11 protein-coding genes and 1 pseudogene are annotated in these 13,936 nt (G+C 64.7%); 6 read left to right on the top strand and 6 right to left on the bottom strand.

The annotated features are described in order from the left end of the window. On the top strand, window positions 1–267 hold a 267-nt coding region (locus tag Q319_RS27970; protein WP_211252394.1), incomplete at its 5' end, for a hypothetical protein. Between the two features lie 20 nt (window positions 268–287). On the opposite strand, the pseudogene Q319_RS28800 reads toward Q319_RS27970, so the two are convergent. The 6 genes and pseudogenes from Q319_RS28800 to Q319_RS0119015 form a co-directional block, all read right to left on the bottom strand. Then, a pseudogene (locus tag Q319_RS28800) lies at window positions 288–563 on the bottom strand (NUDIX hydrolase); the annotation flags it as partial. Between the two features lie 12 nt (window positions 564–575). Beyond that, window positions 576–752, bottom strand: coding sequence for an NUDIX hydrolase (locus Q319_RS28795; RefSeq protein ID WP_245619373.1), 177 nt, complete (start codon window positions 750–752; stop codon window positions 576–578). After that, window positions 749–2,155 (bottom strand): hypothetical protein, encoded by a 1,407-nt coding sequence (locus tag Q319_RS0119030; protein WP_029484025.1) that lies wholly within the window; start codon window positions 2,153–2,155, stop codon window positions 749–751. Before Q319_RS0119030 ends, Q319_RS28795 begins: the two co-directional genes overlap by 4 nt. After that, window positions 2,139–2,990: an NAD(+) diphosphatase gene (nudC, locus tag Q319_RS0119025; RefSeq protein WP_051655565.1), complete on the bottom strand. Its 852-nt coding sequence runs from the start codon at window positions 2,988–2,990 to the stop codon at window positions 2,139–2,141. Before nudC ends, Q319_RS0119030 begins: the two co-directional genes overlap by 17 nt. Then, entirely contained in the window at window positions 2,990–4,111 is a 1,122-nt protein-coding gene (locus tag Q319_RS0119020; protein WP_029484023.1) for a vWA domain-containing protein, read from the bottom strand. Before Q319_RS0119020 ends, nudC begins: the two co-directional genes overlap by 1 nt. A gap of 105 nt (window positions 4,112–4,216) precedes the next feature. Continuing rightward, window positions 4,217–5,242 (bottom strand): ATP-binding protein, encoded by a 1,026-nt coding sequence (locus tag Q319_RS0119015; RefSeq protein ID WP_029484022.1) that lies wholly within the window; start codon window positions 5,240–5,242, stop codon window positions 4,217–4,219. Between the two features lie 292 nt (window positions 5,243–5,534). Here Q319_RS0119015 and Q319_RS0119010 point away from each other — a divergent pair, with 292 nt between their 5' ends. The 5 genes from Q319_RS0119010 to Q319_RS27395 all read left to right on the top strand — a co-directional run. Then, a complete protein-coding gene (locus Q319_RS0119010) occupies window positions 5,535–8,483 on the top strand; it encodes a hypothetical protein (protein ID WP_156039458.1) in 2,949 nt (982 codons plus the stop codon). Between the two features lie 104 nt (window positions 8,484–8,587). Continuing rightward, window positions 8,588–11,842 (top strand): heterodisulfide reductase-related iron-sulfur binding cluster, encoded by a 3,255-nt coding sequence (locus Q319_RS0119005; RefSeq protein ID WP_029484020.1) that lies wholly within the window; start codon window positions 8,588–8,590, stop codon window positions 11,840–11,842. A 101-nt stretch (window positions 11,843–11,943) separates the two neighbouring features. Continuing rightward, entirely contained in the window at window positions 11,944–12,783 is an 840-nt protein-coding gene (locus Q319_RS0119000; protein WP_029484019.1) for a DegV family protein, read from the top strand. A 3-nt stretch (window positions 12,784–12,786) separates the two neighbouring features. Continuing rightward, complete coding sequence (locus Q319_RS0118995) at window positions 12,787–13,620, top strand: serine hydrolase (protein ID WP_415814071.1); 834 nt, start codon at window positions 12,787–12,789, stop codon at window positions 13,618–13,620. Window positions 13,621–13,676: 56 nt separating this feature from the next. Continuing rightward, window positions 13,677–13,936 (top strand): IS1 family transposase (locus tag Q319_RS27395; RefSeq protein WP_162178651.1); only part of this gene is annotated, 260 nt, incomplete at its 3' end.

Here is a 13,936-nt window from a genome sequence, read left to right as displayed (position 1 = left end):
CAATGGAAACCAGATGGCCCGGCTGAGAAAGTGATGGAATCTGGAGAATCCGGTTTCATCACTCAGGCCGAGCAAGGTCAGGAGGGCAGAGATGGTGCGCTTGCGGGTGGCAAGGATGGACCCGACAAGCAAGGTTTGAGCAGTGATCCAGGTGGGCTGGGTAAACATCTCGGCAAAAGGGGCGATAACATCGGTGAACCATTTTGGGACTTTGAACATCTCCAAATGGTTTCAGGCGGCGCTGAGATTTCTCTCAGCGCCGCCTGAAAAAATGGACAAAGTCGAACTTAGGCCTCCCGGTTCACGATGTGCCGCAGCGTTCCGTCGTCCCTGTCCAGTAATTCGCGCACGATCAGGGGGTAGACAGGGCGGGATTCAATCTCGTCAAGCGGAATCCACTCGCAGCTCACGTTGGCGTTGTCCAGCACGGTGAACGAATCGCCCGGCAGTTCGGGCGGGGCGTCCATGCGGAAGTAAAAGCCGATTTCATGCTGACGCCCGTGCGCCGGACCGAAAAAGTTTTCCACGGTCCCCAGCAGGCGCAGCTCGCCGGGTGGCGTTCCTGTCTCCTCGCGCTATTCCCGCTCGGCGCAACTGCGGGCGTCCTCGTCCGTCGCGAGCGCGCCGCCGGGCAGATACCAGAAGCCGATGCCGCGTTCGGTGTTTGCCAGCAGCTTCCCATCCCGCACGCAGATGATCGCCACCCGGACGCTGAATTTCAGGCCACCCAGCGGCAGGCGGATATCGGTCACGCGTCTGCCAGCTCTGCCTCGGCCCGCACGCTGGAGTCTTCATCGTGTTGCAGGCGTCCGCGCAGGATGGGTGAGAGGTCTGTGCGGCCTGCCACCGCCAGCCGCACCCCGGCGTCCGAATCCTCGCCCAGCGCCTGAAGCAACGCGTGTGGGAGGTTTTTGTGGGCAGCGGCAGCCCGGCGCACCCCGATATTCGCGTCCCCGGCCAGCGTCGCCAGCGTGTCCGCACCCGGCGCAGCCGCGTAAGCCACCGCCCGCCGCACTTCCGCGTTCACATCTGTGGCCAGTCGTGCCAGCCGTTGCGGTCCCAGATCGGGCCGCACTGCCAGGATGGTGCGGATGGTGGGATCGGCGTCGGCCAGCAGCACGTCCAGCACGCTGGCGGGCAGCGGATCGGCACTGGCGACATGCAGGCGGATGTCCTGCTCCGGGGCGCGGGCCAGCGCCAGGATCGCGCCCTCGGGCAGGTCCTCGCGTTCCAGCACGGCGCGGCGCACCGATTCGGCCTCGTCGCAGGCCAGTTTCTCCAGCACATCTGCGGAGGCGTCCGGGCGACGGGCCAGTGCGGCGCGCACATCCGGGTCCGCGTCGGTCTCGGCCCTGAACAGCCACGCGGCAGGCACGCTCCAGGCTTGCAGTGCGGCGGCACGGACCAGGGCTTCATCGCTGCCTGAAAGCCACTCGCGCACGTCGCGGGGCAGGTCCACCCGGCGGGCCAGGGTGGCCAGCACGTCCGTATCGCCGTCCGCCGCCATCGTCAACATGCAGTCCAGCGGCAGGTCCAGGCGGCGGGCAATACTGGCGCGCACCAGACCGTGACTGTCCTGCACCAGCGTCCGCAGCACGTCGCCGGGCAGATCGGCGCGGGCGGCCACCGCCTTCCTCACGTCGTAATCGTCGTCGGCAGCCAGTTGGCGGGTCAGCAGGGGCGAGAGTTCGGCACGTCTCGCCACCGCCTCCCTGATCTGCCAGCCCGCGTCCCCGGCCAGCGCCGTTACCCGCACCTCGCTCAACTGTGGGCGCGAGGCCAGCGCCGTTCGCACGCTGTAGTCCTCGTGGCGCGTGGCTGCGTCCAGCACCCATTCGGGGACCGTGGGCAGCGACAGGAGTGCCGCCACCCCCTCTGCCGGAAAGACGTTCAGAAAGCCGGGACGCGCCAGCCGCAGCAGCGGCAGCCCCGGATTGTCCAGCACGTCCTGCGGGTAAGCGGCGGCCAGCGCGCCCAGCACCTCCAGCGGCGCGTTGGGATGCCGCGCCACCCGTGCCCGCACCCGCGCGTCCGGGTGGGCGCTGAGACCCGACAGCACAGACGCCGTGGCGCGGGGGTGTGCCGCCGCCTCCAGCGCGCCGTCCACCCCCAGGGCGGTCAGCGTGCGCGGATCAAGTTCAGAAGGCGTGGTCATGGGGGACAGGATAGGGGTCTGGCGATCCGAGGCTCAGGGACACGGCGCGGTCAATGAGCTGGCGGGCGATGCTGAAGGGTGCTGGAAGGGCGGGCAAATTGGAGACGGAGAACCACCGCGCGTCCTCAATCTCTTCCGGCTGGAGCGCGATCTCACCACCGTCGTACTCGGCGTTAAAGCCGATCATCAGCGAGTGCGGGAAGGGCCAGGGCTGGCTGAGGACATAGCGCAGGTTCCTGATCTTCACGCCCACCTCCTCCAGAACCTCGCGTGCGGCGGCGGCTTCCAGCGTCTCGGACGGCTGCACGAAACCTGCCAGCGCGGAGAACATGCCGGGTGGAAAATGGGGGCCGCGTGCCAGTAGCAATTCAGTCTGTGCGCCCACGCCGCGCCGGATCAGCACCATCGCCACCGGGGCCACGCGCGGATAGACGCTCAGGCTGCACTCCGGGCAAACCTTGGAATGCTCGTACCCTGCGAAATCCAGAGGCGTCGCACAGAAGCCGCAGAATTGATGCGTGCGGTTGAAGTCCACCACCTGAGCGGCAAATCCGGCCAGCCCGAACATGTCCTCGCTCAGTCGGCCAAACAGCGAACGCAGCGGCGAGAGCGTGTATCCGGCGGGCGCTTCACCTTTCAGTTGTGCGGAGATACAGGGTTGACCGTCCAGCCGTCCCAGCGGGCGGATCAGATCAATCTCAAACCCCTCGGCGTGGCCCATTGGCAGGGTGTCGTCCCCCAGCAGCAGCAACTTGTTGCCCTGAAAGATGAACCAGGTGGCCGGGCCGTCTGGGAACCCAGTCTGGTCTTCAAAGCGTGTGGGCCGCGAAACCATCAGCCTTCCTCCAGCCGCAGCACTTCGCCAAAGGGAAAGCCCTCGTCCTCCAGCCCACCCGGCGGGACCACCCACAGCGTCGGCATCTGCGGGGCCGTCTCGGGGAAATCGCCGTAGCCGTCGGTCAGGTAGATCAGCACGTCCGGCTCGTGATCATCCAGCAGGGCAAAGATAGGCCGGAAGTCTGTACCGCCGCCCCCCTGCGGTGCGGGAATATCGCTCCCCGGCGACAGTTCATGCGGGCCATACGCTTCGGTGTCGGCGTAGTAAAGGGTGGCCCGAACGTGCGGATATGCCCCCAGCACGCCCTGAACCTCGCCCACCAGCGCCTTGACGGCCTCGTCGTCCACGCTGCCGGAGGTGTCCACGGCGATCAGCGCGGTCAGGCTCTCGTCGTCCAGCGCCTCCAGATACAGCCCGCGCCCCACGAAACGGCGGTCAAAGCCCCCGAAATCCACCGGAGTCCGCGCCAGAAAGCGCCACAGGTGCGCCCGCCAGTCCAGCCGTGCTGGAGCCAGTCGCGCCAGTTCACGGTGTGCGCCCAGCGGATCGTCGCCCTGGCCGCCGCTCATGGCGTCCATGCTGCGGGCCTTCGCCATCGCCTGTTGCCACTGCTTCGCGGCGGACGAGGGATTTTTGCCATTCTTGGGCGGCGCGTCGCTGGGGGGGCCGTCCAGTAAGTCGTCCGCGCCCTCGTCTCCCTCGCCTTCCTCCTCACCCTCGGCCATCAGCGCGGTGTAGACCTCTTCCACACTCAGCTTTTCCAGGTGACCATCGCGGCGTGAACTGGGCGGCGTGGGCAGGCCTGCCGCCTCCACCATGCCGTTCACGATCAGGTCGGCGGACTTGTTCCAGCGTTTCTTCTCGCGGGGGCCGCGCCGTTCCACATGCGACAGCGCGGCGTGCAGAACCTCGTGCAGCAGCAGCCCGTCCAAGACGTCAGAGGGCAGGCTGGCCGCCACTTCAGGATTGACGTAGACCCGCTCGCCGTCCGTGCCCGCTGCCGCCACTTCTTTTGACGGCACGAATTCTGCATGCAACAGCAGCGTGGCGAAAAAGGCCGACTTGCCGCGAATCCGCAGCCGCGAACCGGAAATCAGGTGTTGGAAGTCCGGGGTCATCGGGCCGCCCAGGCGGCATTGATGGTTATGAGGTTGATGGTTGATCGTAGACGGTTGATGGAAAAAGGGCCAACTCCATCAACCATCAGCCATTGACCATCCACCTTACATCCCCTCCGACATCGCCAGAGTCCCTTCTACCAGTGCGGCCAGCCGTTCGTCGCGGGCCACTAGTGCGGCCAGATCGCCCAGTTGCCCGATGGCCTGGAACTTGCTGACGAGGGTGGCAACATACAGTTGCAGCCACTCTGGCCCGGCGCTGTCGGCCAGCCAGATAAAGGCGTGGTAGGCGGCGTCGGCAGTGGCGGCGCGGGCGGCCAGCCCCACGACGGCGGCGTAGCGCACGCTGGGTTCGTCCGGCAGCTTTAGCCCGCCGCCCCGGCCTTCCAGCACGATGCCCAGATCGGGGAGTTGCTCGTACAGCCGCACGAAGGCGCTGAACTCGGCCCCGGCTGCCTCACCAATGGCGGGGGCCACGTCCAGCCCGGCACGGTGCAGGCCACTCGCCATCTCCCAGGCACGCGGGCTGGGCCACGCGGGCTGCTGCGGGTCCAGGCGGTGCAGCAACTCTGGGCGGAAGGTCAGGAAGGCGATGATGTGTTCGTGCAAACTGCGGCCCAGCGCATAACTGCGCCACGAGTCAAAGTCGGGCCGCACGGTCAGGTGCAGGAAGCGGTTGGCCAGCGGCGCGGGCATGTCAAACACGCTGGCGCGGTCTTCCTTGCGGTTGCCCGCCGCCCACACGAACCAGCCGTCGGGCAGCACGTAACTGCCCACCCGGCGGTCCAGAATCAGTTGCTGGGCCATGCCCTGCATGGTAGGCGGGGCCATATTCACCTCGTCCAGAAAGAGGATGCCGTGGCCGCCGCGTGGCAGGAATTCGGGCGGATACCATTTGCTGACGCCGCCGCCGTGGCCGTCCGCTTCCGGGACGGGCAGGCCGCGCAGATCGGTGGGGGCCAGTTGCGACAGGCGCACGTCCACGAAATCCAGGCCGCGTCCACGGGCCACCTGCGCCACCACGGCGCTTTTGCCGATGCCAGGGGGTCCCCAGATCATGGTAGATAGCTTGAGTTCGCCCGTGATTAACGCGGACAGGTAGGTCTGAAGTTCAGTGGCAGTCAGAGACAAGGCAAAAGCTCCTTTGAAGGGGTGTGGGAGGTGGGGAACAGGGAACGCTCAGGCTTCAGAGGCTAGCGTGCCTGGGAGAAACGCAATGGTGGGATCAGCAAGGTCTGTGACCGTCTGGCTCAGGCTGGGACGTGGGGTGTGATGGTCTTGTGTTCGTGTCACACGCCGTTCATGCAGTTGCCCTACCACGGGCCAGACCCCGTCTGATTTAAACCCGGTTCAATTTATCTGTGCGCTGATTCTGCTCACGCGCCCCGCGCCCCACGTCGCATCACCCCTCTACACTGTCCCCATGCGTTTTCTGACCTACCGTGATCTGGACTCGGGCCGTGTCAAGAAGCAGCTCAAGAAGGTGCAGGACGCCATTGAGCGCGACGACTTCAAAACCCCGGATGTCAAGAAACTGGCGCAGGGCAACTATTACCGCGCCCGGCTGGACGACACCAACCGCCTGCTGCTGACCTTCGTGCGGCATGGGCCGGAAACGGTGTGTCTGGCGCTGGAAGTGATCCATCAGCACGCCTACGAGAAGTCGCGTTTCCTGCGTGGGGCGCGGATCGACGAGGCCAAATTGCCGGACCTGTCGCCCGAGACGGCGCAGGCCGAGGCCCAGCCGCTGCGCTACCTGCATCCCACCCGCAGCGAATTTCACCTGCTGGATAAGGTGATTTCCTTTGACGACACCCAGGACGAGGTCTACCGCACCCCGGCCCCGGTGATTCTGGTGGGTTCGGCGGGCAGCGGCAAGACCGCCCTGACGCTGCAAAAGCTGCGCGAGTTGCCGGGGCAGGTGCTGTACGTGACTCTCTCGCCGTATCTGGCCCAGAGCGCGGCGGGTCTGTACGCCGCCCACGGCTTTGAAAACGAGGCCCAGGACGTGCAATTCCTGTCGTTCCGCGAGTATCTGGACACGGTGCGGGTTCCGCCGGGGCGCGAGGTCACGTTTGAGAATTTCCGGGGCTGGTTTTCGCGGCAGCCGGGCCTGAAATTCACTGATGTCCACCAACTGTTTGAAGAATTCCGGGGCGTCCTGAGCAGTTCTCCAGACGGGCCACTGACGCGTGAGGCTTACCTGAATCTGGGGGTGCGGCAGTCCATCTACGACGCCGAACACCGCCCGCAGGTGTACGAGCTGTTTGGCAAGTACCTGAGCTGGCTCACGGACAGCCGACTCTACGATTCCAGCATCGTGGCTTCGGGGTATCTCAAGTCGGCCACGCCGGACTACGACTTCGTGGTGGTGGACGAGGTGCAGGACCTGACGGCGGCGCAACTGGCGCTGATCCTGGCCTCGCTGAAGGTGCCGGGGCAATTCCTGCTGTGCGGCGACAGCAACCAGATCGTGCATCCCAATTTCTTCTCGTGGGCGGCGGTCAAGACCCTACTGTGGAAAGACCCGGACCTGGCCGAGCGGCAGGCCATCAACGTGCTGCGGGCCAATTTCCGCAACGCCTCGCAGGTGACGCGGGTGGCCAATGACCTCCTCAAGATCAAGCACGCCCGCTTCGGCAGCGTGGACCGCGAGAGCAATTTTCTGGTGCGGGCGGTGGCGAGCGATCCTGGCAGCGTGACTTTTCTGCCCGACGACGCCCGCGTGAAAAAGCATCTGGACGAGCAGACGCGCGGCAGCACCGATTACGCCGTGCTGGTGCTGCGCGACGAGGACAAGGCCGGGGCCAGAAAGTCCTTTGGCACGCCGCTGGTGTTCAGCGTGCAGGAGGCCAAGGGGCTGGAATACCCCAACATCATCCTGAGCAATTTCATCAGTTCACAGCGGGCCACCTACAGCGAGATTGTGGAGGGCGTGACCGCTGAAGACCTCCAGAAAGACGATCTGAAATACAGCCGCGCCAGGGATAAATCCGACAAGTCGCTGGAAATCTACAAGTTCTATGTCAATGCGCTGTACGTGGCCGTGACCCGCGCCGTGAACCGCGTGATCCTGGTGGAAAGCGATACCCGTCACCCGCTCCTGGGGCTGCTGGGGGTGACGCTGGGCAACGAGGCCGAGCAACTGGGGGTCCGGCAGGCTAGCCGCGACGACTGGGAGCGCGAAGCCCGCAAGCTGGAGTTGCAGGGCAAGAAGGAACAGGCCGGGGACATTCGCCGCCGCATCCTTAAGCAGCAGGACGTGCCCTGGGAAGTCTGGACGCCTGAGGTGCTGCGCTGCCTGGAGGCCGAGGTTCGCGCAAAACCCGGCGATCCCAAGCTGGCCCGCAACCTGCTGGATTACGCGCTGCTCAACCGCACCGGGGCTTTGCTGGAGGAGATGAGGGATCTCAAGATCAAGCCCGCGCAGTCTTACCTCCGCAACAACGACAAGGACCGCCGGATTCAGCGTCAGGCTGTGCTGGACAAGCACCGCAAGGCGTTCGCGGACCCCAACCTGCGCGCCGTGCTGGGTGACGCCGACAAATACGGCGTGGACTACCGCACCCCCGAGAACCTGACCCCGCTGATGCTGGCGGCGGTGGCGGGCAACCTGCCGCTGGTGGACGCGCTGCTGCAACGCGGCGCGGATGTGACCCAGACCGATCTGTTCGGGCGCACGCCGCACATGCTGGCGCTGGAAACGGCCATGCAGGACGCCGACTATGCCCGTCTCTGGCTGGGGCCGATCTACGAACGGGTGCGGCCCGGTGCGCTGGACGTGCTGGTGGATGACCGGCTGGTGAGACTGGGCCACGAGGGCGCGGAGTTTTACTTCCTGAGCGTGATGCTGGCCCAGTGGCCCGGCTACACTTCCGAACTGCATCACCCGGAACTGACGCCCGCTGAACTGCACCGGAGAGGCGAGGCTTTTTATGTGGACGCCCTGCAAACCAACCTGGAACTGTTTCCCTACAGCGTGCTGCGCGAGGCCCGCCGCAAACGGAGCTACTTCAATCACGTCATGGCGCGGGCCGAGGTGGACAGCCATTACGTTCCCGCCCGCAAACTGTGGCAGCGCGTCCAGAAGGGCTTTTACCTGCTGAATCCGGCCTTGAAGGTGCGCGTGAAACTGGCCGCCAACTCGGAGGGCGAGTGGGTGGATGTGGCCCTGCTGGCCGATCCGGTGGCGCGGGCGTGGCTGGAGCATTCCGGGCCTCTTCCAGCCGCTCAGAAGAAGCAGGACAGCCAGCAGCAGCAGGCCAACTCCGAAAATTCTCCAGTCAAGAAAGGTCCGCCGATCAATCATCAGGACATTCAGAAGGCCATTATCAAGTCATCTGCGCAAATGAAAAAGAACATCAAATTCTGAGCTGTAACAGCTTCTCCCGCAGCCGCTATACTTCGGGCATTCTTTGAACCGAGTGTAATAAATCCCATTCACCCGCGCCCTGTCCGCATCCCCGGAGGTTTCCCATGCTGCCCCTTGTTCATCAAATCCTGTTCTTCATCTTTGCCGTCATCACCGGGGCGTTCGGCCTGTGGGGCTTTTACCGCCTGTACCTGCGCATTCGCCGGGGCGCACCCGCCACCGAACGCCGCTTTGACATTCCCGGCAAACGCGTTCTGGACGCCATCAAAGTCAGCTTGACCCAGGAACGCACCTTCCGCCGCCGTACCACGATCAGCGTGCTGCACAGCTTTATCTTCTACGGCTTCGTGTTTTACCTGCTGGTGAATGTCGTGGATGGACTGGAGGGCTATCTCAAGTTCGGCATCTACAGCGACAATTTTCTGGGCGCGGCCTACAACCTGCTGGCCGATGTCCTGAGTTTCCTGGTGCTGTTCGGCGTGGTGGCGCTGGTGGTTCGCCGCCTGTTCACGACGTCCAAGCGAGACTTCCGTTTCACCGAGAAGACGCTGCTGCACCCGCTGCTCAAAAACAACTACATCCTGCGTGACAGCCTGATCGTCTCGGCGTTCATCTTCTTCCACGTCGGCAGCCGGGTGCTGGGCAACGCGGCGAAAGTGGTGGCCGAGGGCGGGGACGGATTTCAGCCATTCTCCAACGCGGTGGGTTTCGCTCTTTTCTCCGGTCTGGGCGAGGGGGCGCTCCTGAACTGGCGCATCTTCGGGTTCTGGGGGGCGCTGGGCAGCGTGCTGGCGTTCCTGGCGTACTTCCCGTTCACCAAGCACATCCACATCTTCATGGCCCCCGTGAACTACGCCCTCAAGCGCCCGGTGGGCAGCGGCGTGCTGCCGCCCATGAAGGGTCTGGAAGAGGCGATGGAGGCCGACGAGCCGCGTCTGGGCGTGGAAAAGTTGGAGGAACTGGAATGGCCGCGCCTGCTGGATGCCTACGCCTGCATCCAGTGCAACCGTTGCCAGGACGTGTGCCCGGCGAATGCCACCGGCAAGGCGCTGAGTCCGGCGGCGTTGGAGATCAACAAGCGCATGGAGCTGAACGTCATCGCCTCGCATCCCAGTCCCTTTACCCTCAAGGCCGCGCCGTTTGAGTCCGGGGCCAGCACCGCGCACCCGCTCTTGCACTACGCGATCAGCGAGGAAGCCGTGTGGGCCTGTACTACCTGCGGCGCGTGCATGGAAGTCTGCCCCGTGCAGGACGAGCAGATGCTGGACATCATCGACATTCGCCGTCAGCAGGTGATGGTGGCCGGGGAGTTTCCGCAGCAGCTTCAGACCGCCTTCCGGGGCATGGAACGGGCCAGCAACCCCTGGGGCATCTCGCGCGACAAGCGCATGGAATGGGCCGAGGGCCTGAAAGTCCCCACCATTGAAGAAAATACTGAGCCAGACGTCATTTACTGGGTGGGCTGCGCCGCCGCCTACGATCCGGGGGCGCAGAAGGTGGCCCGTTCGTTCGTGCAACTGCTGGACAAGGCCGGGGTGAATTACGCCGTGCTGGGCAAGAAGGAAGCGTGTACCGGCGACAGCGCCCGCCGCGCCGGGAACGAATTCCTGTACCAGACGCTGGCGCAGGAAAACGTGGAAACGCTGAACAGCATTCGCCCCAAGCTGATCGTCGCCACCTGCCCGCACTGCATGAACATCATCGGCAACGAGTACCCGCAGATCGGGGGCAACTACAAAACGGTTCACCACACCGAGTATCTGGAAACGCTGGTGGCCGCCGGAAAGCTGCCGCTGGCGCAACTGGCCGACAACGTGACCTACCACGATCCCTGCTATCTGGGCCGCCACAACGGCGTGTACGACGCGCCCCGCACCCTGATCACCAGGATGGCGGGCGAGGTGCTGGACCTGGAACGCCAGCGCGAGAACAGCTTTTGCTGTGGCGCGGGCGGCGCGCAGTTCTGGAAGGAGGAGGAGGAAGGCCGCGAGCGCGTCTCCGACAACCGTTTCCGCGAATTGCAGGAGCGGCTGGACGGGGCCAAAGTCGCCTCTGAGGAATTTGAGCAGACCGGGAAGATCGTCGCCGTCGGTTGCCCCTTCTGCAAGGCCATGCTGAACAGCACGCCGGAAAAGCAGAAGCGCGACGACATCGTGGTCAAGGATGTGGCCGAGTTGATGCTGGAAAGCATGCAGCGGGCCACCGGAGAGTGGGTGCAGCCGACTGGACCCGTCGCGGACGCCCTGCCCACCGAGCAGCCCGAAGTGGTCAGCGCCCCGAACGCAGAAGTGCCGATGCACCGCACGGGCGAAGTGCGCTCTGCTGACGCGCCAGACGCCGTGGTGGGCGAAACTTCCGCCGACGTGATCAACGCCCAGCCGGGTAGCCCCGTTGGTAATGCCGACGCCCAGCCCGAAGCGCAGGCGGCCCATCCCGAGGCCGTCACCGAGCGCAAGGCGTGGAAGCCGAAAGTGGAGGCAGACGCCAAGCCTGAAGCAGATGCGGCTCCCCGCAAGAGCTGGAAGCCGAAGGCTGGGGCCGATGAGGTCAGCGCCGCGCCAGTCGTGGAAGCTCAGACCGAAAATGCAGAGGCTCCTGCCCGCAAATCGTGGAAACCCAAACCGGGTGCGGACGATGTGTCCCCGGTTGCCGAGGCTCAGGCAGAAGAAGCTGCGCCCGCTGTCCGCAAAGCGTGGAGTCCCAAGGCCAAAGTAGACGATGTGATCTCCAGCCCCGTCACGCCTGAACCTGCCACCCCTGAACCCGCTCCCGATACTGCGGCCCGCAAAGCGTGGAAGCCAAAAGCCAAAGCGGATGACGTGAGTGCTGAAGCTGTCGCAGATGCACCTGTACCCGCCGCCGAAACTACTGAAGCCGCGCCCGTTCGCAAAGCCTGGAAGCCACAGGCGAAGGCTGAAACTGTTGAGGCTGCCCCTGCCGAAGCTCCAGCCCAGCCCGAACCCACGCCCAGTGGGGGAGAACGCAGGAAGTGGACGCCCAAAGCGAAGGCGGACGCAGGTGAGGCCGAACAGGTTTCCGCTCAGGCAGAGGGTGCGGGATCGGAGCCAGTCGCCCCTCCTCATCCTGTGAACGAGAGCGCCGCAGAGCAGCCCGCAAAAGTTCAAGAGACCTCCACCGAACGTCCCGAATGGCAGCCCAGAGCGAAGGTGGAAGCCGCCCCAGCCCCCGGAACCATCCAGCCCGAACCCGTCAATGCAATGCCCATCACCGAACATGTCCATCTGGCCGAAGTGGGCGAGAACGCACTGGAAGAAGGGCAACAGGCCACCTCTCAATCCGACACCACTGAACCCAGCGAGAGCGGGCGAAAGAAATGGGTGCCGAAGAAGAAAGATTGATCCAAAAAATCTCTGTTTCAGCGCCGCCCACACTGGGCGGCGTTTGTCTTTGCACCCGGTTCAAAGTCGGCCAGAATGCATTGTCACGCTAAGATCAGCCCATGACCATTGCCATCGTCACCGATTCCACGAGTGACCTGAACCCGGAACTCTGCGCCCAGCACGGGATTGTCAGCGTGCCCCTGTATGTGCTGTTTGACGGCAAGATGCACAAGGACGGCATTGAGATCACGCCGCCCGAACTGTTCGCGGGCCTCAAGGCAGGCAAGAAGACGCCCAGCACCTCCCAGCCCAGCCCCGCCGAATTTGCCGACGTGTACGCAAAAGCGCTGGAATCGGCGGATCAGGTGCTCAGCATTCATATCAGCGGGCAACTGTCGGGCACGGTGGGCAGCGCCCGGCTGGCGGCGCAGGATTTTGAAGGCAAGGTGACGGTGCTGGACACCGGCTCGGTCAGCATGGGCCTGGGGATGCGCGCGCTGCGGGCCGCCGAACTGGCGAAAGCTGGAAAATCCATGCCGGAAATCCTGGCCGAGCTGGAGCGGGTGGGCCGGGAGGCCGATCTGCGTTTCACCGTGAATACGCTGGACTTTCTCAAGATCAACGGGCGCATCGGTGGGGCACAGGCGCTGCTGGGCGGCCTGCTGAACATCAAGCCCATTCTGGTGGTCAAGAAGGGCCGTGTGGAAACCGGAGGGCGGGTGCGCGGCCACAAGAAAGCGGTTCAGGATCTGGTGGATTACACCCGCAAATACGTCACCTCGCACGGCGGGGCGCGGGTCACGTTCCTGTCCACCATTGGCGGCGAGGACTACGTGCAGGAGGTCCGCGCGGGGCTGGCCGGACTGGATTTCACGGACCTGGGCAACCACAGCATCGGCGCAGTCGTCGCCACCCACACCGGGCCAGGAACGATGGGCGTGACCCTGGAACCCCTCTGAGGAGTGGCACGGAACTTCGCCACCTGGAACCGATTGGCCGCCGTCATCGCGTGCGGCCTGCTTCTCCTGGCCTGCCGCCCGCCGCCCGCTGAAACCACGGCGGCCTCAGCAAGTGGGGGAACCGTGGTGCTGTCCCGCACAGAGGGTGTGCCCGCTGCGAATGTGCCCGCTGCGGATGTTCCTGCCGCAAAAGCATCCGCCGTCCGGGATCAAGCGCCAGTTCAGACCCGCCCGGATGGCTGCCTGACTGCCGCTCCTGCCGTGGCCAAAGCGCCCCCGCCTCCGTTCCCTCTGAGCGGGCGGCTGGGCCTGTGGGTGGCCGAGATCGATGCCCGCACCCTGCGCCCCATCAAGGCCGTCGGCACCAATCCCGACAGCGTGTTTCCCCTGGCCAGCACCTACAAACAGGCGGTGCTGTGGGCGCTGCTACAAGAGTTCGATGCGGGCCGCCTCAGCCCCAACGAGCGTTTCGACGTGACCCGCGAGAACCAGAGTCTGGGCCAGTATCCCTACGACGGCACCAACGTCAAGAACCTCAGCGTCCGCATGATCGCCAACAGCGACAACACCGCCACCGACATCCTGCACCGCCGCGTGGGCCTCCAGCGCGTGCAGGACGTCGCCGACGGCCTGGGCCTGTGCCGCACCCGCCTGATTTTGCCCACCCGCGACTGGTGGGTGGGTCAGGCGGGCCTGTCATACACCCTCAATAACACCACGCGCTGGGCCTCGGCCACCGGGAAAGACCGGGCGCGGCTGGCCGCACTGATCGACGAGGACTCCCGCAAGTACCGCGCCGATTACGTGCAATACAAGCTGGACCGCTATTTCGGGTAGGGCCACAGGACAGCGTGGAGTAGCCAAAAAGAGGGCCGGGCTGGTATCTGGAGTGTGTGAAGACAACCAAAGCCGCCCGGCCCGCTCAATGTACGCCGCCCTGCCCGTTCTGCCCGACGCCAACCAAAGTTGGCGTTCACTCCAAGGCAGATCAACGCTACCGCTGCCACCAGTGCAAGAAAACCTTCACCCAGACGTATGGGACGCCACTGTATGGCCTCAAAACTGATGTCCATGTGGTGTTCATCATCTTGACCCTGCTGATCTTCGGTTGTCCGATTCCTGCCGTGGTGGCCGCTTTCAAGGTGGATGAGCG

This window comes from Deinococcus marmoris DSM 12784 (genome assembly GCF_000701405.1).
GTDB classification, from domain to species: Bacteria; Deinococcota; Deinococci; order Deinococcales; family Deinococcaceae; genus Deinococcus; species Deinococcus marmoris.
Note: the sequence above shows the minus strand (reverse complement) of the source record. Positions and strands in the feature narration are given on the sequence as shown.